The following is a 22,083-nucleotide window of genomic DNA, read 5'->3' on the forward strand; positions in this document are numbered from 1 at the left end:
GCTGAAGGAGCCACGCCATGACCGATCCACGGACCGACGTTCGATCCACCACGCCGCGGGCCACCGCGTTCATCGGCGGCGGCAACATGGCGCGCAGCCTGATCGGCGGCATGGTGTCCCGCGGCGCGGATCCGCTTGGCATCCACGTGGCCGAACCGGTCGACGCGCTGCGCGATGCGCTGGCCCGCGACTACGGCGTGCAGGTCCACGCCGACGCGGCCGATGCCGTGGCCGCCGCCGACGCCTGGGTGTTCGCGGTCAAGCCGCAGGTGATGCGCGAGGTGTGTAAAAGCCTGGCGGGCCAGGCCCGCGCCTCGCACCCGCTCGCGATCTCGATCGCCGCCGGCATTACCGCGGGCCAGCTCGCGTCCTGGCTCGGTGGCGATGCCGCCGTGGTCCGCGCCATGCCCAACACCCCTGCCCTGCTCGGCGCGGGCGTCACCGGCCTGCACGCCAATGCCGCGGTGGATGCCGCCGGCCGCGACCGCGCCCAGGCACTGTTGGCGACCACCGGCAAGACGGTGTGGATCGAGGACGAGGCGCTGATGGACGCCGTCACCGCGGTTTCCGGCAGCGGTCCGGCCTATGTGTTCCTGCTGGCCGAAGCGATGGAGGACGCGGCGCGCGCACAGGGCCTGCCGGCGGAGGCCGCGCGCATCCTGGTGCAGGAGACCCTGCTCGGCGCCGCCCGCATGCTGACCGGTTCGGACGACGCGCCGGCGGAGCTGCGCCGCCGCGTCACCTCGCCCGGCGGCACCACACAGGCTGCGATCGAGACCTTCGAGGCCGGCGGCCTGCGCACGCTGGTCGCCGCGGCGATCGGGGCCGCCGCCACCCGCGGCCGCGAACTCTCGGCCGCCAACGGCTGAAGCCTCGGCTCAGCGCTGGTTGATGCCGTAGCGGCCCGGCCCAAGCAGCGCGATGGCGATGGCCGTGCCCAGGAACATGCCCTGGAGTTCCAGCGCCCAGCCGCCGCTGGAATTCAGCCGGCCAAGTTCGCCCATGTGCGCCAGCGCGATCGCGAACAGCATGTTGATCGCGACCAGCACGGCGCCGATGCGGGCATGGAAGCCGGCCAGCAGCATCAACGGCGCCAGCACCTCGCCCACCAGCACGCCATAGGCAAGGAAGCCGGGCAGGCCCTGCGCCACCACCATGCCCTCGATGCCGGACATGCCCCCGCGCAGCTTGGTGATGCCGTGCAGCAGTATCAACACGCCGAGGGTGACGCGCAGCAGCAGCCGCGCGATGTCGTGCATAGCAGCCTGGTTCATGGGCGGGTCCGGTTGTCTGGGATCGCGGATCATGGCAGAGACGCGCAGGGCGTGCCCCTGTCAAGGGTGCTCCTGTCAAGCGTGCTCTTGGCGGGCACGCTCCTGCTGTCGCTCCGCCCAGCCGTGCACGATGCCGGCCAGCGCCGCCAGGCCATCGGTCAGCGCCGCAGGGCCGGGCTGCAGGATGAGCGGCGATTTCACTTCGTGCAGTTCGCCATCGCGGACCGCCGGGATCGCGTCCCAGCCCGGCCGCGCCGCGACCCTGTCGGGGCGGAACTTCTTGCCGCACCAGGAGCCGACGATGATGTCCGGCGCGCGGCGCACCACCTCGCCGGCATCGGCCAGGATGCGCTGCTTCGCCAGCGGCTCCGCGGCCAGCTCGGGGAACACATCGTCGCCACCCGCGATGCGCATCAGCTCGGCCACCCAGCGGATGCCGGTGATCGGCGGGTCGTCCCACTCTTCGAAATACATGCGCGGGCGCTGCGACAGCGTTGCCGCCCGGGCCTCGACGGCCTCGACGCCGCGCTGCAGGGCATCGGCATAGTCGTTGGCGCGCCCGGGCACCCCGACCAGCGCCCCCAGCCGGCGGACGTAGTCGACGATGCCGTCCACGCTGCGGTGGTTGCTGATCCAGACCTCGACGCCGCGGCGCACGAGTTCGGCGGCGATGTCGGCCTGGATGTCGGAAAAGCCGATCGCGAGGTCGGGCGCGAGCGCCATGATCGCGTCGATCTTCGCGCTGGTGAAGGCGCTGACCTTCGGCTTCTCCCTGCGCGCCCGCGGCGGGCGCACCGTGAAGCCGCTGATGCCGACGATCCGGTCCTGTTCGCCCAGCGCATAGAGCGTTTCGGTGGGCTCCTCGGTGAGGCAGACGATGCGCCGGGGGCCACGCATGGCCGTGGCGGCGGGCCTCACGGATACAGCATCCGCTTGCTGCAGTCGCCGGCCAGGTCGCGCTCGTACAGCCAGCGCTCGTGCCACCGGTACTCGGCGGCGTACCAGAATTCGATGCGTTCGGGGTCCACGCGCAGGCCCGTCCAGCGCGGCGGCCGCGGAACGTCGCGGTCTTCGAACTCCCGCTCGCAGTCCGCCAGGCGGCGATCGAACTCCTCGCGCGACTCCAGGGGCTCCGACTGCAGCGATGCCCAGGCGCCAAGCTGGCTGCCCCGCGGCCGACTGGCGAAATAGGCGTCGGCCTCGGACTCGTCGACGATCGCCACGCCACCCTCGATGCGCACCTGCACCCCCAGGCGCACGCGCGGCCAATGGAACAGCAGCGCCGCGCGCGGATTGGATTTCAGCTCGCGGCCCTTGCGGCCATCGAGGTGCGTGTAGAACACGAAGCCGCGCGCGTCGTGCGCCTTCAGCAGCACGGTGCGCAGGGATGGGCGGCCGTCGGCGGTCGCGGTCGCGAGCTGCATGGCGGTGCGATCGGGTTCGCCGGCGGCCAGCGCTTCGTCAAAGAGCGCGTCGAATGTGTGCAGGGCTTCGGCGTAAAGGTCGGTCATCAGCTGGGGGCTCCGCGGTTCTGCTGGCGTCGGGCGTGCGCGGGACGCGTGCGCACCTGCGCTATCGTGCCCGGATGGCGACGCCGATGCACAAGCCCGCTGCGGGATTCGGCCCCGGCGTCGTTTCCGCGGCGCTCGACGACGCGCTGCGGTCGGGCGCCCGCGTCTACGGCATCAGCGGGCTGCAGGGCAGCGGCAAATCGACCTTCGCGGCGCAGGTGGCCGCCGAAGCCCGGGGCCGCGGGCTGCGCTGCGCGGTGCTGTCCATCGACGATGTCTACCTCGGCCACGCGGACCGGCAGCGCATGGCGCGCGAAGTGCATCCGCTGCTGGCCACGCGCGGCCCCCCGGGCACGCACGAGGTCGGCCTGGCGATCGAGCTGCTGGACGCACTGCGCGCGGGACGCGACGTGGCGCTCCCCCGCTTCGACAAGCGCTCCGACAACCGCCTCGCGCGCGACCGGTGGCCGACGGCGCGGGCGGTGGACCTGGTCGTGTTCGAGGGCTGGTTCCTGGGCACGCCTGCCGAAGCGGACGCGGCCCTGGCCGCGCCGCTCAACGCCCTGGAGCGCGAGGAAGACGCCGACGGCCGCTGGCGGCGCTGGTGCAACGACGCGTTGGCGCGCGACTACCCTGCACTCTGGCGGCGCATCGATCGCCTGCTCCTGCTGCAGGCGCCGTCGTTCGAGGTGGTACCGGAATGGCGGTGGCAGGCGGAGAAGGCGCTGCACGCCGCGCATCCCGCCGGCGGCGGAATGGACCGCGCAGGCGTCGAGCGCTTCGTCCAGCATTACGAACGGACCAGCCGCCAGGCCCTGCGCACCCTGCCCGGCATCGCCGGACGCGTCATCGCGCTGGACGCACGGCGGCAGCCGGCCGCGGCGGCCTCCGGGCTCAGTCGACCACGAAGCTGATGCGCAGGTTCACCCGCCACTCGGTGATGTTGCCACCGCCATCGGTGACGACCTTGGTTTCGCTGATCCAGGCGCCCTTGATGCCTTTCACCGACTCCGCGCACTTTGCCAGCCCCTTGCGCACGGCGTCCTCGACGCTGGTGGGCGAGGACGAATTGATCTCGATGACCTTGGCGACCGACATGGTGTTCTCCTTTCGCAGTGGCCACCGGACTGGTGGCGGACACCATCCTCGGGGCGCGGCCGTTAAGGCCATGCCTTCGCCTGCGGCCGGCTGCTAGCATCGTCACACCCCGGACGCCTCCACGCCAACGCCCATGAATCCCGCCCGCCACCTCGTGCTCGTCGGCCCCATGGGCGCCGGCAAGACCTCGGTCGGGCGCTGCCTGGCGCGGCATTTCGAGCTCGCCTTCGTCGACAGCGACCAGGAAATCGAACGGCGCACCGGCGCCAGCGTCGCGACGATCTTCGAATGCGAAGGCGAAGCCGGCTTCCGCGCGCGCGAGCGCGACGTACTTGCCGTCCTGCTGGCCGGGCCGGATGCGGTGATCTCCACCGGCGGCGGCGCGGTGCTCGATGCAGGGAACCGGCGCAACCTGGCGGGGGGCGGCTTCGTGGTGCACCTGCATGCGGACGTGCCCGCGCAGCTGCAGCGCCTCGTCCGCGACCGCAGCCGGCCGCTGCTGGCGCGCGGCGATCGCGCGTCGATCCTGGCGCGCCTGGCCGCCGGGCGCGATCCGCTGTATGCGGAGGTGGCGGATCTCGTCTTCGAGCCCGCCCCGGCCCCGGCCGCCGACGCCGCGCAGCGGCTGGCGGCCCTGCTGGAGTCCACCTGGCGACGCGGCACGATGGCCGCGTCGTCGCAGGCCACGCCGGAGCCGGCCGCGTGAGTGCCAGCCAACGCATCGCCGTGGGCGGGCCGGCGCCCTACGCCATCACCATCGGTCCCGGCCTGCTGGAGGACGGCGCGGCCCTGGCGGCGCCGCTGCGCGGACGCCAGGTGCTGGTGGCCAGCGACAGCCACGTCGGCCCGCTATACGCGCGCCAGGTCTGCGACGCCCTGCGGGCGGCACGCCCGGATGCGCGCGTGGACGTCTTCCTGCTTCCCGCCGGCGAGGCCAGCAAGACGCTGGACGGTTTCAGCGCAGCCATCGATGCCCTGGCGGCCCTTGGCGCCACCCGCGACGCCTGCGTCTATGCCCTCGGCGGCGGCGTGGTCGGCGACCTGGCCGGGTTTGCCGCGGCCTGCTGGATGCGCGGCATCGACTGCGTGCAGCTGCCGACCAGCCTGCTGGCGATGGTGGATTCGTCGGTGGGCGGCAAGACCGCGGTCGACCTTGCCGCGGGCAAGAACCTCGTCGGCGCCTTCCATCCGCCGCGCGCCGTGTTCGCCGACACCGGCGTGCTGCGCACCCTGCCCGACCGCGAGCTGCGCGCCGGACTGGCGGAAGTGGTCAAGTACGGCGCCATCGTCGATGAGGGCTTCCTGCACTGGCTGTGCGCCCACGCCGGCGCGCTGCTGGAGCGCGAAGACGCCGCGCTGGCGACGGCCATCGCGCGCAGCTGCGCGCACAAGGCGGCGATCGTCGAACGCGACCCGTTCGAGCACGGCGAGCGCGCGCTGCTGAATTTCGGACACACCTTCGCCCATGCGATCGAGGCCGAACAGGCTTACGACGGCCTCAACCACGGCGAGGCCGTGGCCGTGGGCATGGTGCTGGCGGCGCGGCTGTCGGCCGGGCTGGGACTCGCGGCCGCGGCCGATGCCGATGCGCTGTGCGGCGTGCTCGAGCGCTTCGGGCTGCCGGTGGCGCTTCCCCGCGGCCTGGACCCGGCCGCGCTGGTGGCGCGCATGCGCCTGGACAAGAAGGCCCAGTCCGACGGCCTGCGCTTCGTGCTCTGGGACGGGCCGGGCCGGGCCCGGCTGGTGGCCGGCGTTCCCGAGGCGCGGGTGCTGGACGTGCTCCGGGCGGGCTGAACAGTCGCCCCGGGCACGCGATTGCCAGGGCCCGGCCAGCGTCCGCAACCCCGCGCCCCGGCTACAATCTCCGGATGCGCCTGCTCCTCCAACAGCGACCCGGCGGCCCCGAGGCCCCGCGTTTCGTGCAGCTCATGCTCCAGCCCGACCTCCTGGGTGGCTGGATGCTGGTGCGCGAAAGCGGGCAGATCGGTGGCCGCAGCACGGTGCGCCGCGAGCAGTTCCTCGACCAGGCCAGCGCGACACACGCGCTGGAACAGGCGCGCGACCAGCAGCTCAAGCGTGGGTTCCAGGTCACGTTCGCGCAGGGCGCGGACGTTCCCCGCCCCTAGAGCAGCCCCGCGCGCCGGCACTACAGGATCCCGACGTGACCCAAGCATTGAAGAACGACCGCTTCCTCCGCGCACTGCGCCGCGAGCCCGTGGACCACACGCCCGTCTGGCTGATGCGCCAGGCCGGCCGCTACCTGCCCGAATACCGTGCCAGCCGCGCCAAGGCCGGCAGCTTCCTGGCCATGGCCAAGAACCCCGAGCTCGCCTGCGAAGTCACGCTGCAGCCGCTGGAGCGTTTCGAACTCGACGCCGCGATCCTGTTCTCCGACATCCTCACCATCCCCGATGCGATGGGCCTGGGCCTGTACTTCGTCGACGGCGAAGGCCCGAAGTTCGAGCGGCCGGTGCGCGACGCGGCTTCCATCGCCAAGCTCGGCGTGCCGGACATGGAAAGCGAGCTCGGCTACGTCATGGACGCGGTGCGCGTGATCCGCCGCGAGCTCGACGGCCGCGTGCCGCTGATCGGCTTCTCGGGCAGCCCGTGGACCCTGGCCTGCTACATGGTCGAAGGCGGCGGCAGCAAGGATTTCGCGCGCATCAAGGCCATGGCACACACCGACCCTAAGGCGCTGCATGCCCTGCTCGAGGTCAACACCCGGGCGGTGATCGCCTACCTCGCCGCGCAGCGCGCCGCCGGCGCCCAGGCGCTGCAGGTGTTCGACACCTGGGGTGGCGTGCTGTCGCCGGCGATGTACCGCGAATTCTCGCTGCCCTACCTCAACCGCATCGCGCGCGAGCTGGAGCGTGGCGAAGGCGCGGACCGCACGCCGCTGATCATGTTCGGCAAGGGCAACGCCGCCTATCTCGGCGAGCTGGCCGACTCGGGCGCGGAAGGCCTCGGCGTCGACTGGCTGATCGAGCTTGGCGACGCCGCGCGCGCCACCGGCGGCAAGGTCGCGCTACAGGGCAACCTCGACCCGACCACGCTGTACGGGACGCCGGACGCCATCCGCCGCGAAGTGCGCCGCGCACTCGACAGCTACCGCGACGGCAACGGCGGCTCGCGCGAGGGCCACGTGTTCAACCTCGGCCATGGCATGTCGCCGGGCATGGACCCGGAGCACGTGCGCGTGCTCGTGGACGAGGTGCACGCGCACAGCCGGCGCTGATCAGTTTTCGTTGTTGACCAGCACCGTGCTGGTGATCCCGATTCCCGGCAGCAGGTTGCACGAGACGCTGACCGCATCACCCGGCAGCACGAATGCGCCCGCGACGAAGTCGCCGGGCTCGAAGTCCAGGGCGGTGCTGCCGTCCTGGTCGCGTGGCACCCGGATCGACTTCGTAGCGTAGAGGGCATCACTGCCGTTCGCCCCGGCGTCGGAGTTGACGCCGGTGCAGGAGACGGTGCGCGCGGACGACGTGTTCTGCAGGTACACGGTGAATCCAGTGACGCGGCTGCCGCCGCTGTTGTTGCCGGGGTTGTTGAAGGAACAGGTCACGAAGGCGTTGGTGCCGCCCTCGTTCTGCAACGCCAGCGGGCGCTTGCGGATCCGGGTCTCGAAGGCGGGCAGCGCGCCCTGGCAGATAGCGGTGGCCTGGGCAACGACCCGGGTGGCCTCGGCCGGCAGGGGAGCGAACGCTGCCGCGGCGGCGAGCGCCGCTGCGATCACGCAGTGGACGCCGGGCGTGGCTCGATCAGACATGGGAACTCCTGCGGCTGCTTGGATGGAACGCCGACGATAGCGCGCCACGGCCCCCGCGTCCGTGGCGCAAGTCACCCCGGCGCGGAAGGCCCGGACTCCGGAACCGCCGCATGGCCGGCCGCGTGCGGGCGACGCAGCGCATCCACGGCGCCGGCCAGCATCGCGCCGGTCACCGGCTTGCGCAGGAAGCCGTCGAAGCCGGCCTCGCGCGCCAGCGGCTCGGCCTCGGCATCGGCGCGCGCGGTGACCGCCAGCAGCGGCGCGACGAACCCGCGCGCCCGCAGCTGGCCGGCCAGCGCCAGCCCGGTGATCCCGGGCAGGTCGAGGTCCAGCAGCGCCATGTCGAACGACGTGCGCGCCACTTCGCCGAGTGCCGCCAGTCCGTGCGGCACCTGCACGACCTCGTGCCCCTGGGCTCGCAGGAGCCCGGCGATCACGCGCGCCACCGTCGGATCGTCCTCCACCAGCAGCAGCGACAGCGGTACCTGCGCGTTCCGCGGGCCGGGAGATGCGGCATCGGCGGTCGGCCCGGCCGGCGGCGCCGCACCCGGAAGCGGCAGGTCCACGGTGAAGTCCGTGCCCTGCCCCGGCGTGCTGTCGAGTTCGATGCGCCCCTTCATGGCCACCGCCAGTTCCTGGCAGATCGCCAGGCCCAGGCCGCTGCCGCCATAGCGCGCGGCGGTACGCGCGCCCTCGGCCTGTTCGAAGCGGCGGAACAGGTGCACCTGCTGTTCTTCGTTGAGCCCGGGGCCGGTGTCCGACACCACCAGGCGCACGCCACCGGTGGCGATGGGCGCGGCCTGCAGCGAGACGCTGCCGGCTTCGGTGAACTTCACCGCGTTGCCCAGCAGGTTGAGCAGGATCTGGCGCACGCGCCCGGCGTCGCCGAGCAGCCAGCGCGGCGTGTCCGCATCGACGTGGCAGCGGAATCGGAGCCCGCGCTGCCGGGCCATCGGCTCGACCAGGCCGCCGACCTCCTCCAGCAGGGTCACGAGATCGAACGGCTGGACGATGAGCTCCAGCTTCCCGGATTCGATCCGCGCAAGGTCCAGGGCATCGTTGACCAGTCGCATGAGGTGCTCGCCGGCGCGGCGGATGGCGTCGGCATAGCTGCGCTGGCGCGTGTCCAGTGACGTTCCCAGCAGCAGTTCGCTCATGCCCAGCACGCCGGTCATCGGCGTGCGCACCTCGTGGCCCAGGGTGGCCAGGAAGCGCGTCTTGGCCTGTGACGCGTGCTCGGCGAGTTCGCGCTTCTGCTCGTTGAGCTGCCAGGCGTGCCGCCGCTTCAGGCGATGCCGGTAGCCATGCACGACCCACAGCAGCAGCAGCGCGCCCAGGGTCGCGAACGCCACCACCGCCCAGGGGGCCTGCCACCATGGCGGTTCCACGCGCAGCTGCAGGTCCTGCACGGGCGTCCACTGCTGGTCCGCGGTGCGCGCCTGGACGCTGAGCCGGTAGCTGCCCGGCGCCAGCCGCGCGAAAATGCGCTCGCCGCTGGCGCCGGTTTCGACCCAGCCGGGGTCGTAGCCGTCGAGGCGGAAGCGGTAGCGGTGGGCATGGGCATCGGTGAACGACAGCAGGCGCGCGACCACCCGCAGGTCGCGGTCGTCGTGGCGCAGCGACATCGCGGCCTGCGGCGGCATGACGATGCGCTCGTCGCCGCGCCTCAGGTCCACCGATTCGATCGCAAGCGTCGGCGTGCGCTGGCTCCACTGCACCAGGCCCGGCTGGAACAGCAGCAGGCCGTCGGCGGTGCCGGCGGCGACATAGCCCCGGGTCGATGCCACCACCGGGTATTCGCTGAATTCGTGGCTGGGCAATCCGTCGTGCACACCATAGACGCGCAGGCGGCCACTCTCCGGATCGATGCGCACCAGGCCACGCACGGTGGTCAGCCAGACCACGCCCGCCTCGTCCACCACCGCGCCGCCGGGGGCGACCATCGGCAGGCCCTCGGCGGCACCGAAGCCGCGCAGCCGGGCCAGTGCGCCACCGTCCCAGGCATAGGCGCCGAGCTCGCCGTAGCCGGCCAGCCAGGCCACGCCGTCGCCATCAAAGGCGATGCTGTAGAGCGCCGCCTCCGGCGCGCCCGGCACGCGCTCGAACCGCGCCGCGCCGTCGTTCCAGGCCAGCAGGCCGTCGGTGGTGGCCAGCCAAACCCCGCCGTCCGGCGCGCGCACCATGTGCTCGACCAGGGTCGATGCGGCCAGGCCGCGGCCCTCGCCGCGATGGATGGTGTCCAGCACCGTCCCGTCCGCGTCGCGCACCTGGATGCTCTGGTGGCTCGCCAGCCACAGGCTGCCGTCGCGCTGTTCGACGAACTGCGCGATGCGCCCCGGGGGCGCCGCATCCGGGCTGCCGTCGGCATGCCAGCGGCGCACGTTCCCGGTGTCCGGGTCGAAGTGCACCAGCTGGTCCTGGCAGCCGAGCCAGACCCCGCCATCTGCGGCCTCCATCACTCCGGTGATGAACAGCGCGCCGCAGGCCTCGACCAGCCGGTGTTCGATCACGCCGGTTTCGGGCGAGAGGTGGTCGAGCGCGCCGCCGCTGCCGGCCAGCCACAGTCCGTTGCCCGCACCCGGTGACGCGGGCGCGGCGCTGTAGACGAAGGCGTTGGCCGGCGAGGACGGATCGCCCATGCGCCGCTGCAGCACGCTGAAGTTCCGCCAGTTGGCCGGCAGGTGCCACAGGCCCGAGTCGGAGCTGGCGAACCACAGGCCGCCTTCACGATCCTCGTACGCGCTCGACCAGGCCGGGCGCACCATGCCACGGCTGGTGGTGCTGTACAGCGGCACGTTCCGGACCTGCCCCTCGTGGACCCAGGCCAGGCCGCTGCGGGTGTCGAGCCAACGTGCGCCCTGTGCATCCTGGATGAGCATGTTGAGCGCCGGCTCGCCGAGCATCGGGTCGATCCACGGCAGCTGCTGCAGGCGGCCGTCGGCGTGGCGCACCATGCCACCGCCATGGATGCCCATCCACAGGCTGCCGGCATCGTCCATGGTCATGCCGTCGACCATCCGCGTGCCGAGCAGTTCCGACGGCAGACGGTCGAAGCCACTCCCGTTCCAGCGCGCGACGCCGCCCTTGGTGCCGACCCACAGGCTGCCGTCGCCGCGGTCCACGACCAGGTGCGAGACCCCGTCGGACGGCAGGCTCGAAGCGTCGCCGGGATCGTGGTGGTAGCGCCGCAGCACGCCGTCCGCCGACAGCCGGTGCAGGCCGCCGGCCGAGGTGCCGAACCAGATGTCGCCATCGGGCGTGCCGTTGATCGACCAGATGTCGTTGCTGGCCATCTCCGGCTGCGTGTCGCGGTCGTACCAGGTGAACCGTTCGCGCTCGACATCGAGCATGGCCAGGCCCGACGATGCCGTGCCGATCCACACCCTGTCCCGGGCATCGACGTGCACCGACCACACGAAGTTGTCGCGCAGCCCGTCGCCGACTCGCCAGATGCGGAAACCGACGCCGTCGTAGCGCGCCAGGCCATCGCGGGTCGCGATCCAGAGGTAGCCCTGCCGGTCCTCGGCGAGCGCATTGACGCGGTTGGACGGCAGCCCGTCGATCACGCTGACCTGCCGCGGCAGCGGCAGCTGCGGCACGCTGGCGCCCGCCGCGCCGGCCAGCAGCCAAAGCAGGCACAGCCACCAGCCCGTTCCCCAAGCCCGCATCGAACTCCCCATGTCCACGGCGCCCATGGCACCGATCGACCCCGGGGGCATCCTCGCAATGCCCGCGCGCCGGCGCAAGTTTCACCACGCGGCCGAGCTGCCTAGAATCGGGCCACCGGCCATGCGGCCAACTCCCCGGTGATCCCATGCGTGCCAGCCGACAGCGACCCGGCCTGCGATCGGCTGCACTGGCCGCGCTCTGCGCGCTCGCAGCCGCGTGCGCCCAGGCCCCGCCTCGCGATGTGCCGCCGGCCGCCACGCAGGCGCCCGCCGGCCAGCCTCACGGCGCCGGCCAGGCTGGGCGGCCCGCGGCGCCGCCACCCCATCCCGAAGCCATTTCCTACGCGCTGGACCCGGTGCATACGCGGATCGCGATCGCGATCGACCACGCCGGGTTTTCCAGGGCCATCGCCACGGTGTCGGGGACCACCGGCACCCTGCAGCTGGCGCCGGGCTCCTGGGAGGGCGCGCGGGTGGATGTGGAAATCCCGCTCGACCGGCTGGATTTCGGCGACGCCGCGTGGAACCGCGCGGTAGCCGCGCGTGGACTGCTCGATACCGGACAGCACCCGGTCGCGACCTTCCACTCCACCCGCGTCGAACCGGTGGACGCCGGGCGCGCCCGAATCCACGGCCTGCTCACGCTGCGCGGGAACACCCGCGAGGTGGTGCTGGACGCCGTCCGCAACGCGGAGCGCCGCTACCCGCTGCCGCCCTTCCGCCGCGCCGTCGGGTTCTCGGCCACGGCCACGCTCAGCCGCGCGGACTTCGGCAGCACCGCCTGGGATTCGATGGTCGGCGACGCGGTCGAGGTGCGGATCGAGCTCGAAGCCAGCCGCTGAGCCGCGTGCCTCAGCGGCGCAGGAATTCCCCGAGCGTCGCCGGATCGAACGGCCAGTCCAGTTCGCGGCCGTCGGCGTCGTCGCGGAATACCGGCACCCGGTCGCCATAGGCGGCTTCCAGGCCGTCGTCGCCGTCGATGAACACGCTTTCGAACGCCGGCGCCCGCGCCGCGGCCAGCACCTCCAGGGCCAGGTCGCAGAGGTGGCAATCGTCGCGCTGGAACAGGATCAGGGGCATCTCGCAGGCCTCGCTCGCGGGTACGCCGGCGCACGGGCCCGCGCGCGGCGACGGCTATCATAGGCAATACATCCAGCCCCTTCGGGACGCCATGGCCGTCAGCACGTTCGACCTCTACAAGATCGGCATCGGGCCGAGCTCCTCGCACACCGTCGGCCCCATGCGTGCCGCGGCACGCTTCGTCGAGCACTGGCTCGACGAGCCCGGCCGCCTGCAGGACGTCGCCCGCATCCGCGCGGAGGTGTTCGGTTCGCTCGCCCTGACCGGCCGTGGCCACGGCACCGACAAGGCCGTGCTGATGGGCCTGGAGGGCCAGCACCCGAACACCATCGATCCCGACATCATCCCCGCCGCGCTCGACCGCATCCGCGGTGAAAAGCGTGTCCTGCTGCTGGGCCGCCACGCGGTGGACTTCAACGAGAAGCGCGACCTGGTGATGAACAAGCGCCAGAAGCTGCCGCACCACACCAACGGCATGCGCTTCACCGCCTACGACGCCAACGACGAGGTGATCGCCACCCGCGACTACTACTCCGTCGGCGGCGGCTTCGTGGTCAACCAGGACGAGGCCGCCGAAGATCGCATCGTCGCCGACACCACGCCGGTGCCGTACCCGTTCAACAGCGGCCGCGAGCTGCTGGCGCAGTGCGCGGAACACGGGCTCTCCATCGCCCGGCTGATGATGGCCAACGAGCGCTCCTGGCGCAGCGAGGACGAGGTCCGCGCCGGCCTGCGCGAGATCCACGACGCCATGCAGGCCTGCATCCAGCGCGGCATCGCCAACGGCGGCACCCTGCCCGGTGGCCTGCGCGTGTCGCGCCGCGCGCCGGCACTGTACGCCGAACTGTCCGAGCGACCGGAGGCCGGCATGCGCGACCCGCTGACCACGCTCGACTGGGTGAACCTGTATGCGCTGGCGGTCAACGAGGAGAACGCCGCCGGCGGCCGGGTGGTCACCGCGCCCACCAACGGTGCGGCCGGCATCCTTCCCGCGGTGATGCGCTATTACGAGCGCTTTTGCCAGGGCGCCAGCGAGCAGGGCGTGTTCGACTACCTGCTCACCGCCGCCGCGGTCGGCATCCTCTACAAGGAAAACGCATCGATCTCCGGCGCGGAGGTCGGCTGCCAGGGCGAAGTGGGCGTGGCCTGCTCGATGGCGGCTGCAGGCCTGACCGCCGCGCTCGGCGGCACGCCCAGCCAGATCGAGAACGCCGCGGAGATCGGCATGGAGCACAACCTGGGGCTCACCTGCGATCCGATCGGCGGCCTGGTGCAGATCCCCTGCATCGAGCGCAACGCGATGGGCGCGGTGAAGGCGATCAACGCTTCACGCATGGCGCTGCGCGGCGACGGCAAGCACAAGGTGACGCTGGACGAGGTCATCAAGACCATGCGCGACACCGGCCGCGACATGCAGGACAAATACAAGGAAACCTCGCGCGGCGGCCTCGCGGTCAACGTCATCGAGTGCTGAGCGCGCGCGCCGCGCCCGAGCGCCCGGACGCCCGGCTCTCGCTGCGCACGATGCCCAGCACGTCATCCAGCAGCGCCGCGGCCGTCACGCCGGCACCGGCTCCCGGGCCGCGGATCAGCAGCGGCTGTGTGGCATAGCGGCAGCTGCTGATCGCCACCAGGTTGTCGGTTCCGTTGCCCGTGCACAGCGGGTGCGATGCCGGCAGCGACCGCAGGCCCACTTCCGCACCGCCCGCATCGAAGCGCCCTGTGAAGCACAGCTTCCGGCCGCTGCGCTGCGCGTCCAGCAGGTGACGGCGCAGCGGCGCGTCGAGCCTGGCGAAAAGGCGTTCGGCGTCGCCAGCACCGGCCGCGGCCAGCGTGTCGTCGAGCAGGGACTCCACCCGCACATGATGCGCCTCCAGCGGCAGCCCGGCGGCACGCGCGAGGATCAGCAGCTTGCGGCGCACGTCCTGTCCGGAGAGGTCCACGCGGGGATCGGGTTCGCACAGGCCCCGTCCGCGCGCGTCACGCAGCAGCGCCGAGAACGGGCGCGTTCCGTCGTAGCCGCCGAACAGCCAGGCCAGCGTGCCCGACAGCACGCCTTCCACCGCGTGGATGCGGTCGCCGCCGGCCCGCAGGCCCGTGATCGCATGCAACAGCGGCAGGCCCGCCCCGACAGTGGCGCTGTTGCCATAGCGCGCGCCGCCGCCGGCCTGCGCAGCCGCGATGGCCTCCGCGCGCGCCAGGTCCGCGCCCCTGCCAAGCTTGTTGGCGGTGACCACGTTGATCCCCCGCGCCAGCCACTCGCCGTGCCTTGCCGCCACGCGGTCACTCGCCGTGGCGTCCACCAGCACGTCGCCGCGTCGCAGGCCGTCGCACCCGGCCACGGGTGAGCGCTCCGCCGGGGTCCCTGGCGCGGCGCGGAGGCCGGCCAGTGCGTCCAGCGGCCGCCCACCGCCTCCGCGCATGGCACGCGAGTTCGCCAGCCAGGCGAACGCGGGGACGTCCACGCCCTCGCCACGCAACCGCTCGCAGCGCGCGACAAAGGCGCCACCCACCGTGCCCGTGCCGAGCAGCGCCAGCCTGGGCGCCGGCGGCGCGGTGGCCGCGGCCCGCACGCCCCTGCCCGCGGAGGCATTTGCGGCCACGGCGTTCATGCGTCCACCCGCTGGCGCGCAATCGCGTCCAACAGCGCGCCGACGCGCCCCAGCGCGGCCTCGAGGTCGGCAAGCAGGTCGGCCTCCGACTCTATGCCCACCGAAAGCCGCAGCAGTCCGTCGCCGATGCCGGCCCGCGCGCGGGCCGCAGGTGCCATGGCGGCATGGGTCATCGTGGCCGCGTGCGCGACCAGGCTTTCGACCCCACCCAGCGACTCCGCGAGCGTGAAGCATCGCAACCCGTCCACGAACGCGCGCACCGACTCCCCACCGCCCTGCAGTTCGACGCTCAGCATCGCGCCGAACCCCTTCTGCTGCCGGGCCGCGACCGCGTGTCCGGGATGCGAGGCAAGGCCCGGCCAGTACACCTGCTCCACCAGCGGGTGCGTCGCAAGACGGTGCACGATCGCCCTGGCATTCTCCTGGTGCACGCGCATTCGCGCGTCCAGCGTGCGCAGCCCGCGCAGGGTGAGGAAACTGTCGAATGGCGCACCGGTGATGCCCAGCGCGTTCGCCCACCAGGCGAAGCGTTCGTGCAGCTCCGGCGTGGCCGCCACCAGCGCGCCGCCGACAACATCGCTGTGGCCGTTGATGAACTTGGTCGTCGAATGCAGCACGGCGTCCGCGCCGAAGGCGATCGGCTGCTGCAGCGCCGGAGACAGGAAGGTGTTGTCGACCGCGACCAGGGCGCCCGCGCGGTGCGCGGCCTCGGCCACGAAGCGCAGGTCGGTGACGCGCAGCAGCGGATTGGACGGCGTTTCGACCAGCACCAGCTTCGGCTTCGCCGCCAGCGCATCGGCCAACGCGCGCGGGTCCGTCAGGTCCGCGGTGACCAGCTCGAAGTGGCCCTTGCGCGCGAGCGCATCGAACAGCCGCCAGCTGCCGCCATAGGCGTCATGGGGCACGACCAGCCGGTCGCCCGGCTCGAGCAGCGCGTGCAGCAGCAGCGTGATCGCGGCCATGCCGCTGGAGGTCACCACGCCGCCGGCGCCGCCCTCGAGATCCGCCAGCGCCGCGCCCAGCAGGTCGCGGGTGGGGTTGCCGCTCCGGGTGTAGTCGTACTCGCGCTTGCCGCCGATGCCTTCGAAGCTGAAGTTCGACGACAACACCAGGGGCGGCACCACGGCGCCGAAGGCCGGGTCGCGGTCGATGCCCGCGCGCACCGCGCGGGTGGCATCGCCCTGGCACGGGCGGGGGCCATGCCCGCTCATGCCGGCACCTCCGCGGACAGCGCGCGGCGCAGGATCGCATCGATGCGGCCGTCGTCCTTGAGGAAGGCGTCGTGGCCGTGCGGCGAACGCAGTACGCGCAGGCTGGCCGGCCCGCCCAGGCCCTCCACCAGCGCCACCGCGTCGGAGAGTGGCACCAGCGGATCACCCTCGACCGCGACCACGGTCGCCGGGGCGCGAACGTCACCGGGCCACACCCGATGCAGGTCGAGTGACTCCGACAGCCGCTGCCACGCCAGTACGGGTGTCCGGGCCACGAAGCGCACCCCGGCGGCATCCAGGTACTCCTCCGAGGCCACCCGGACGCGTCCATTCACCACCTCCGCCGGCGCGTCGAAGCGCTCCGCGAAACCGTCGCCGCTGCGGTAGCCGAGCATCGCGAACTGCCGGGCCAGGGCCAGCCCCTGTCCCTCCGCGCACTGCAGTCCGCCCAGCGCCACCGCCTTGCGCTGCAGCGCACGCCAGGCAGCGGCCCATGGGTGCGCCCGGTGCGCGCCGCTGATCGCCACCACGCGCTCCAGCCGTGCGCGATGGCGCGCCGCGAACTGCAGCCCGACCGCAGCGCCGTAGGAGTAGCCCACGAAGGCATGCAGCCGACGGATGCCGAGAGCATCCAGCAGCACCGCCGCCGCGTCGGCCTGGTCGCCGGTGTCGATCACCGCATCAAGCCCGCCGTCTGCGCCGACGTGGTCGAAGGCGAGCAGGCGCAGCCGTGACGGGTCCAGCGCGCGGTCGCGGCCAACCGCCGCCTCGGCCCAGCCCCGCTGCGGGAATGTAACGCTGGCAGCGAGGTGGCGATCAGCCGAAATGCCGCCGGACACCAGCACGACCGGCGCGCCCTCCGGACCAAGCAGCTCCCAGGCGAGGCGCAGGCGGCGGGCACCGGCGTGGCGCATCGGCAGCACCACGTCGACCGCGCCGCGCAGGGCGGGCTGTCGCGTGGTGGTGGTGCCCTCTGTGGACGCCGGCGCCTGGTGGCGGCGGACGGGGAACGCTTCGGCAAGCGTGGGGGCGGGGGCGGCGCGGTCTTCGAGGCTCATGGCGATATCCGTGTGTGGACAAGGCCATCGATGCCGCGGGGCATGCCGGACGATAGGTATCGCCGCAGCCGCGGCGATATGCGACGGCCACCCCTTTACGGGCGGTCCGCAGCCATCTTCCGGTGGACGCACAGGTCCCCGCAGGACTTGGCACAGCGGACGGGGCTTGCGCCCCATCCAGTTGCCCCGGCGTCGTCGGGCCTGTCCCTCGGCCGGTCTCGATGGATGGCCCGCAGCCTGCCAGCGCCCGGGCGCCATGTCAATCGCTTCATGCGGATGAAGCGATACGTTACCCGGGAATCGCCGCATGCATGTTTCGCACCGCATAATCACGCCATGTCGAGAACTATCGTTGCGAGCGCACTCGCCCTCCTCCTTGCCGCCTGCGCCAGCACGCCCCACCCGTCGACCCACGCGGCACCTCCCCCGCCACCCGCCTCCACCCTGGTCACGGAAGCGTGGATCTCGCCCGATGTCCCTGGGGAAGAACTGGACTCCGTAGTCGTTTGGGTTTCTGCGGAGGACGACACCTGGCTGTTGGCCACGGGCAAGTCCACGCATCGCCTGACGGTGTTCAACGGCGATTCCGGCGAGCCGCTGCGGACCGTCGGGGCGCCCGGCAAGACGCCCGGCGCGTTCAACCGTCCCAATGGCCTCGCGGTGTTCGGCGACATCCTGTTCGTGGTCGAGCGCGACAACCATCGCGTGCAGCTGCTGTCGCTGCCGGACTTCGCGCCGGTCGCCAGCTTCGGCCACGACGAACTGCGCAGCCCTTATGGCATCTGGCTGCACGAGAGCGCGCCGCGGGAGCTCGAGGCCTTCGTCACCGACAGTTTCATGTACGGCGAGCGCCATGACGTGGTGCCGCCGGCCGAGGAACTGTCGCAGCGCGTACGCCGCTACCGCCTGCGCTTCGACGACCAGGGCCATCTGGATGCCGCCCATCTCGGATCCTTCGGCGAGACCGCGGGCCCGGCGCGCCTGAACATGGTCGAGTCAATCGCCGGCGACCCGGCGCATGACCGCCTGCTGGTCGCCGAAGAAGACCAGACCAGCCCGTCAAACATCCACGTCTACGACTTTGCCGGCCGCTGGAGCGGGCGCAGCCTGCCGGAAGGCACGTTCACCGGCGAAGCCGAGGGCGTGGTGCTCTGGGCCTGCAGCGCCACGGGCGGCTACTGGCTGGCGGTGGACCAGCAGGCGCCGCTGACGCGCTTCCACCTCTTCGATCGCGAGAGCCTGGAACCGGTGGGCAGCTTCCACGGCGGGGCCACCGCGCGCACCGACGGCATCGCCCTGCACGCCGCGGCCACGTCGCGGTTCGCGGGAGGCGCGCTGTATGCGGTGCACGACGATCGCGCGGTGACCGCGTTCGACCTGGCCGACATCGTCGAAGCGCTGGACCTGGACCGCGCCTGCCTGCACTGACCCGATGCGCAAGCCCTTCATCGTTGCGCTGCTGCTGGCGGGATGCATCGCACTGCCCGCCGGCCGGGGCGTGACCGCCGCGGCGCAGGCCACCGGGCCCGTGGACACCGGGCAGCCCGCTCCCGCGCCGCTCGCTCGACTGGACGTGGTGGACCGCGGCCACGGCCCCGAGGCCTGGGCGGAGAACCTGCTTTCCGGCCCCGTCGAGGTCAGGCTGCGCGCGCGCGGCCAGGTGCCCGCGGCGCGCCCCGCGCTGCCCGCGCGCGCCACCGTGCCGGCGCGCGGGCGCGTGCTGGTGTCGCGCATGGACCGGGCCGACGCCCTGCTCCTGCTGGACGTGGTGCCCGGCCACCCGGGCGCCCGCCCGGGCGACGTCGAATACGCATGGCCACTGGCCACGCACGTGCTCGACATCGGCCAGGGCTGGGGCGGCGCCTTCAGCCACCGCGACGACGAGAACCGCCATGCGGTCGACTTCGCCGTCCCCGAGGGCACGCCGGTGCTGGCCGCGCGCGACGGCCTGGTGATGCAGGTCGACGTGCGCTTCCGCAACGGTGGCCTGGACTCGGCCGCCGACGTCGACCGCGCGAACTTCATCCGCATCCTGCACGCGGACGGCACCATGGCCGTCTACGCCCACCTCGCCCCGGGTGGTGCGCAGGTCCGCGAAGGCGAACGCGTGCGCCGCGGCCAGCGCATCGGGAGCTCCGGCAGCACCGGCTATAGCGGCGGCCCCCACCTGCACTTCGCCATCCAGGCAAACCGCGGCATGCGCCTGGTCTCCCTGCCCTTCAGGATGTTCGGCCCGGCCGGGATCCTCCGCTTCAGTGAGGCTGCGGCGGGGGTGGAGTGAGAGCGGAGCGCTTTTTTGCCACGGATTGGGGCGGATGGACGCAGACAGGACAGATGCTTTTCAGCCACGGACCTACGCCGCCCCCGTATAATTACGCGCTTCCCGCCCACTCCCGGCGCCAGCACGGCGCGTACCGCCATGCCTGACGTTTCCGCCGAAGCCGCCCGCCGCCGCACGTTCGCGATCATCTCGCACCCCGACGCCGGCAAGACCACGCTGACCGAGAAGCTGCTGCTGTTCGGTGGCGCGATCCAGATGGCGGGCAGCGTGAAGGGCCGCAAGGCCGCGCGCCATGCCACGTCCGACTGGATGAAGCTCGAGCAGGAGCGCGGCATCTCGGTGACCAGCTCGGTGATGCAGTTTCCCTATGAGGGCCGCATCGTCAACCTGCTGGACACCCCCGGCCACGCCGACTTCGGCGAGGACACCTACCGCGTGCTGACCGCGGTGGATTCGGCGCTGATGGTGATCGACGTCGCCAAGGGCGTGGAGGAGCGCACCATCAAGCTGATGGAGGTGTGCCGAATGCGCGACACGCCGATCATGACCTTCATCAACAAGCTCGACCGCGAAGGCCGCGAGCCGATCGAGCTGCTGGACGAGGTCGAGAGCGTGCTCGGCATCCAGTGCGCGCCGGTGACCTGGCCGATCGGCATGGGCAAGCGGCTGAAGGGCGTGGTCCATCTGCTGACCGGCGAGGTCCATCTGTACGAGCAGGGCCGCAACTTCACCCGCCAGGACTCGACGATCTTCCCGTCGCTGGACGACCCGCGCGTGGAGGCGCGCATCGGCGCGGACATGCTGCGCGACGTACGCGACGAACTGGAACTGGTGCAGGGCGCAAGCCACGGCTTCGATTCCGCGGAATACCTGGCGGGGCGCCAGACGCCGGTGTTCTTCGGCTCGGCGGTGAACAATTTCGGCGTGCAGCCGCTGCTCGACTTCTTCGTGCGCCAAGCGCCCTCGCCGCAGCCGCGCGCGACCACCGGGCGCGACGTCGCGCCGGGTGAACCGAAGCTCAGCGGCTTCGTGTTCAAGATCCAGGCCAACATGGATCCGCAACACCGCGACCGCGTTGCCTTCATGCGCGTGTGCTCGGGCCGCTTCGAGGCAGGGATGAAGGCCTTCCACGTGCGCACGGGCAAGGACATGAAGCTGGCCAACGCGCTGACCTTCATGGCCAGCGACCGCGAGATCGCGGTCGAGGCGTATCCGGGCGACGTGATCGGCATCCACAACCACGGCACGATCTCGATCGGCGACACCTTCACCGAGGGCGAGCAGTTCTCGTTCACCGGCATCCCCAACTTCGCGCCCGAGCTGTTCCGCCGCGCGCGCCTGCGCGATCCGCTCAAGCTCAAGCAGCTGCAGAAGGGCCTGGCACAGCTGTCGGAGGAAGGCGCCACCCAGTTCTTCCGGCCGCTGATGTCCAACGACCTGATCCTGGGCGCGATCGGCGTGCTGCAGTTCGAGGTCGCCGCCTACCGGCTCAAAGCCGAGTACGGCGTGGACGCGATCTTCGAACCGGTCGGCGTCACGACCACCCGCTGGGTGCGCTGCGCCAGCGAGCGCAAGCTGGAGGAATTCCGCGAGAAGAACGCGACCAACCTCGGCATCGACGCCGCCGACCAGCTGGTCTACCTCGCCCCCACCCGCGTCAACCTCCAGCTCGCCGTCGAACGCTGGCCCGACGTCGAATTCCTGGCCACGCGCGAGCAGGCCCACACGTAGGCCGCTGGCTGGCGCAGGGGCGTGACTTGAAGCGCGTTTTCGCTTCTACCGCATCCTTACCACCGCAACGCATGGCATGATCGGTCCCGCTCCTCCCCCCGGGATTCCATCGTGTCCACCATGAGCATGCGCGAAAGGCGCGAGGAACTTGCCAGTGCGCTGACCCACGGCCTGGGCGCGACCGCCGCGCTGGCAGGGGGCGCGGTGTTGATCACCCTGGCCGCGCTGTACGGCAACGGCTGGCAGCTTGGCGCGGCGATCGTGTTCGGGGTTTCGCTGCTCCTGCTGTACATCGCATCCACCCTGTACCACTCCTTCCAGAATCCGGTGCTCAAGGGGCGGCTCAAGGTGTTCGATCACTGCGCGATCTACGTGCTGATCGCCGGCACGTATACGCCGTTCACGCTGATCGGCCTGCGCGGGCCCTGGGGCTGGGGCCTGTTCGCCGCGATCTGGACGCTGGCGCTTGCCGGCGTGGTGTTCAAGCTGTTCTACACAGGTCGCTTCAAGCGCCTCTCCACCCTGGTGTACGTCGCCATGGGCTGGCTGGTGCTGGTGGCGATCAAGCCGGTGCTCGCGGCGCTGGACGCGTGGACCTTCGGCTGGCTGGTCGCCGGCGGCGTGTTCTACACGCTGGGCACCGTCTTCTACCACCGTGAATCGCTGCCCTTTTCGCACGCGATCTGGCACCTGTTCTGCATCGCCGGCAGCGTCTGCCATTACGTCGCGGTGATGGCCCAGGTCACGCTGCCCGGCTGAACATCCCCGCGTCCGTTCACCGTCGTTTTAC

22 protein-coding genes and 1 riboswitch are annotated in these 22,083 nt (G+C 71.8%); of the genes, 12 read left to right on the top strand and 10 right to left on the bottom strand.

The window, feature by feature from the left end:
- Positions 1 to 17: 17 nt before the first annotated feature.
- A complete protein-coding gene (proC, locus tag WCE39_RS02565; RefSeq protein WP_343275145.1) occupies positions 18 to 869 on the top strand; it encodes a pyrroline-5-carboxylate reductase in 852 nt (283 codons plus the stop codon).
- A gap of 9 nt (positions 870 to 878) precedes the next feature.
- On the opposite strand, the gene WCE39_RS02570 is transcribed toward proC, so the two are convergent.
- From WCE39_RS02570 to pdxH, 3 genes are all read right to left on the bottom strand, one after another.
- Complete coding sequence (locus WCE39_RS02570) at positions 879 to 1,274, bottom strand: DoxX family protein (RefSeq protein ID WP_343275146.1); 396 nt, start codon at positions 1,272 to 1,274, stop codon at positions 879 to 881.
- A 75-nt stretch (positions 1,275 to 1,349) separates the two neighbouring features.
- Positions 1,350 to 2,171: a cobalamin-binding protein gene (locus WCE39_RS02575; protein ID WP_343275226.1), complete on the bottom strand. Its 822-nt coding sequence runs from the start codon at positions 2,169 to 2,171 to the stop codon at positions 1,350 to 1,352.
- 17 nt (positions 2,172 to 2,188) lie between these two features.
- Positions 2,189 to 2,785, bottom strand: a complete 597-nt coding sequence (gene pdxH / locus WCE39_RS02580) for a pyridoxamine 5'-phosphate oxidase (protein ID WP_343275147.1) — start codon at positions 2,783 to 2,785, stop codon at positions 2,189 to 2,191.
- Between the two features lie 74 nt (positions 2,786 to 2,859).
- On the opposite strand from pdxH, the gene WCE39_RS02585 reads away from it, so the two are divergent.
- Entirely contained in the window at positions 2,860 to 3,699 is an 840-nt protein-coding gene (locus tag WCE39_RS02585; RefSeq protein WP_452299551.1) for a kinase, read from the top strand.
- Here the strand turns inward: WCE39_RS02585 and WCE39_RS02590 are convergent.
- Entirely contained in the window at positions 3,680 to 3,883 is a 204-nt protein-coding gene (locus WCE39_RS02590; protein WP_343275149.1) for a dodecin family protein, read from the bottom strand. The genes WCE39_RS02585 and WCE39_RS02590 overlap by 20 nt on opposite strands.
- A 133-nt stretch (positions 3,884 to 4,016) precedes the next feature.
- Between WCE39_RS02590 and WCE39_RS02595 the strand changes: the two genes are divergently transcribed.
- From WCE39_RS02595 to hemE, 4 genes are all read left to right on the top strand, one after another.
- A complete protein-coding gene (locus WCE39_RS02595) occupies positions 4,017 to 4,589 on the top strand; it encodes a shikimate kinase (RefSeq protein ID WP_343275150.1) in 573 nt (190 codons plus the stop codon).
- Positions 4,586 to 5,677, top strand: a complete 1,092-nt coding sequence (gene aroB / locus WCE39_RS02600; protein WP_343275151.1) for a 3-dehydroquinate synthase — start codon at positions 4,586 to 4,588, stop codon at positions 5,675 to 5,677. Before WCE39_RS02595 ends, aroB begins: the two co-directional genes overlap by 4 nt.
- Positions 5,678 to 5,751: 74 nt before the next feature.
- Positions 5,752 to 6,009 (top strand): WGR domain-containing protein, encoded by a 258-nt coding sequence (locus WCE39_RS02605; RefSeq protein ID WP_343275152.1) that lies wholly within the window; start codon positions 5,752 to 5,754, stop codon positions 6,007 to 6,009.
- Positions 6,010 to 6,044: 35 nt separating this feature from the next.
- Positions 6,045 to 7,118 (top strand): uroporphyrinogen decarboxylase, encoded by a 1,074-nt coding sequence (hemE, locus tag WCE39_RS02610; RefSeq protein ID WP_343275153.1) that lies wholly within the window; start codon positions 6,045 to 6,047, stop codon positions 7,116 to 7,118.
- Here the strand turns inward: hemE and WCE39_RS02615 are convergent, their stop codons facing one another.
- Both WCE39_RS02615 and WCE39_RS02620 read right to left on the bottom strand, forming a co-directional pair.
- Positions 7,119 to 7,652 carry a hypothetical protein gene (locus tag WCE39_RS02615; protein ID WP_343275154.1) on the bottom strand — a complete coding sequence of 178 codons (534 nt, stop codon included), beginning with the start codon at positions 7,650 to 7,652 and terminating at the stop codon, positions 7,119 to 7,121. It lies immediately after the preceding gene.
- A 71-nt stretch (positions 7,653 to 7,723) separates the two neighbouring features.
- Positions 7,724 to 11,347, bottom strand: coding sequence for a hybrid sensor histidine kinase/response regulator (locus WCE39_RS02620; protein WP_343275155.1), 3,624 nt, complete (start codon positions 11,345 to 11,347; stop codon positions 7,724 to 7,726).
- Between the two features lie 119 nt (positions 11,348 to 11,466).
- Between WCE39_RS02620 and WCE39_RS02625 the strand changes: the two genes are divergently transcribed.
- A complete protein-coding gene (locus WCE39_RS02625) occupies positions 11,467 to 12,162 on the top strand; it encodes a YceI family protein (protein ID WP_343275156.1) in 696 nt (231 codons plus the stop codon).
- Positions 12,163 to 12,172: 10 nt separating this feature from the next.
- Here the strand turns inward: WCE39_RS02625 and WCE39_RS02630 are convergent, their stop codons facing one another.
- Positions 12,173 to 12,400, bottom strand: coding sequence for a glutaredoxin family protein (locus tag WCE39_RS02630; RefSeq protein WP_343275157.1), 228 nt, complete (start codon positions 12,398 to 12,400; stop codon positions 12,173 to 12,175).
- Between the two features lie 91 nt (positions 12,401 to 12,491).
- Here WCE39_RS02630 and WCE39_RS02635 point away from each other — a divergent pair, with 91 nt between their 5' ends.
- The gene (locus WCE39_RS02635; RefSeq protein WP_343275158.1) at positions 12,492 to 13,874 is read left to right on the top strand and encodes an L-serine ammonia-lyase; all 1,383 of its coding nucleotides are present in this window, start codon (positions 12,492 to 12,494) and stop codon (positions 13,872 to 13,874) included.
- Here the strand turns inward: WCE39_RS02635 and WCE39_RS02640 are convergent.
- Genes WCE39_RS02640 through metX form a run of 3 tightly spaced genes read right to left on the bottom strand, consistent with a single transcriptional unit; the run spans position 13,861 to position 17,281 of the window.
- Entirely contained in the window at positions 13,861 to 15,012 is a 1,152-nt protein-coding gene (locus WCE39_RS02640; RefSeq protein ID WP_343275159.1) for a homoserine dehydrogenase family protein, read from the bottom strand. The two genes, WCE39_RS02635 and WCE39_RS02640, sit on opposite strands and share 14 nt — an antisense overlap.
- Positions 15,009 to 16,223, bottom strand: coding sequence for an O-succinylhomoserine (thiol)-lyase (locus WCE39_RS02645; RefSeq protein WP_343275160.1), 1,215 nt, complete (start codon positions 16,221 to 16,223; stop codon positions 15,009 to 15,011). The genes WCE39_RS02640 and WCE39_RS02645 overlap by 4 nt, the downstream gene beginning before the upstream one ends.
- Entirely contained in the window at positions 16,220 to 17,281 is a 1,062-nt protein-coding gene (gene metX, locus WCE39_RS02650; RefSeq protein ID WP_343275161.1) for a homoserine O-succinyltransferase MetX, read from the bottom strand. Before metX ends, WCE39_RS02645 begins: the two co-directional genes overlap by 4 nt.
- Positions 17,282 to 17,390: 109 nt before the next feature.
- Positions 17,391 to 17,509, bottom strand: a riboswitch (SAM riboswitch).
- A gap of 309 nt (positions 17,510 to 17,818) precedes the next feature.
- On the opposite strand from metX, the gene WCE39_RS02655 reads away from it, so the two are divergent.
- The 4 genes from WCE39_RS02655 (at position 17,819) to trhA (ending at position 22,052) form a co-directional block, all read left to right on the top strand.
- Positions 17,819 to 18,709 (top strand): phytase, encoded by an 891-nt coding sequence (locus WCE39_RS02655; protein ID WP_343275162.1) that lies wholly within the window; start codon positions 17,819 to 17,821, stop codon positions 18,707 to 18,709.
- Between the two features lie 4 nt (positions 18,710 to 18,713).
- Positions 18,714 to 19,562 carry a M23 family metallopeptidase gene (locus WCE39_RS02660; protein ID WP_343275163.1) on the top strand — a complete coding sequence of 283 codons (849 nt, stop codon included), beginning with the start codon at positions 18,714 to 18,716 and terminating at the stop codon, positions 19,560 to 19,562.
- 138 nt (positions 19,563 to 19,700) lie between these two features.
- Positions 19,701 to 21,293: a peptide chain release factor 3 gene (locus tag WCE39_RS02665; protein ID WP_343275164.1), complete on the top strand. Its 1,593-nt coding sequence runs from the start codon at positions 19,701 to 19,703 to the stop codon at positions 21,291 to 21,293.
- A gap of 120 nt (positions 21,294 to 21,413) precedes the next feature.
- Entirely contained in the window at positions 21,414 to 22,052 is a 639-nt protein-coding gene (trhA, locus tag WCE39_RS02670; RefSeq protein WP_452299552.1) for a PAQR family membrane homeostasis protein TrhA, read from the top strand.
- The last annotated feature ends 31 nt before the right edge of the window (positions 22,053 to 22,083 follow it).

Source organism: Luteimonas yanweni (assembly GCF_039548475.1).
Classification (GTDB): domain Bacteria; phylum Pseudomonadota; class Gammaproteobacteria; order Xanthomonadales; family Xanthomonadaceae; genus Luteimonas.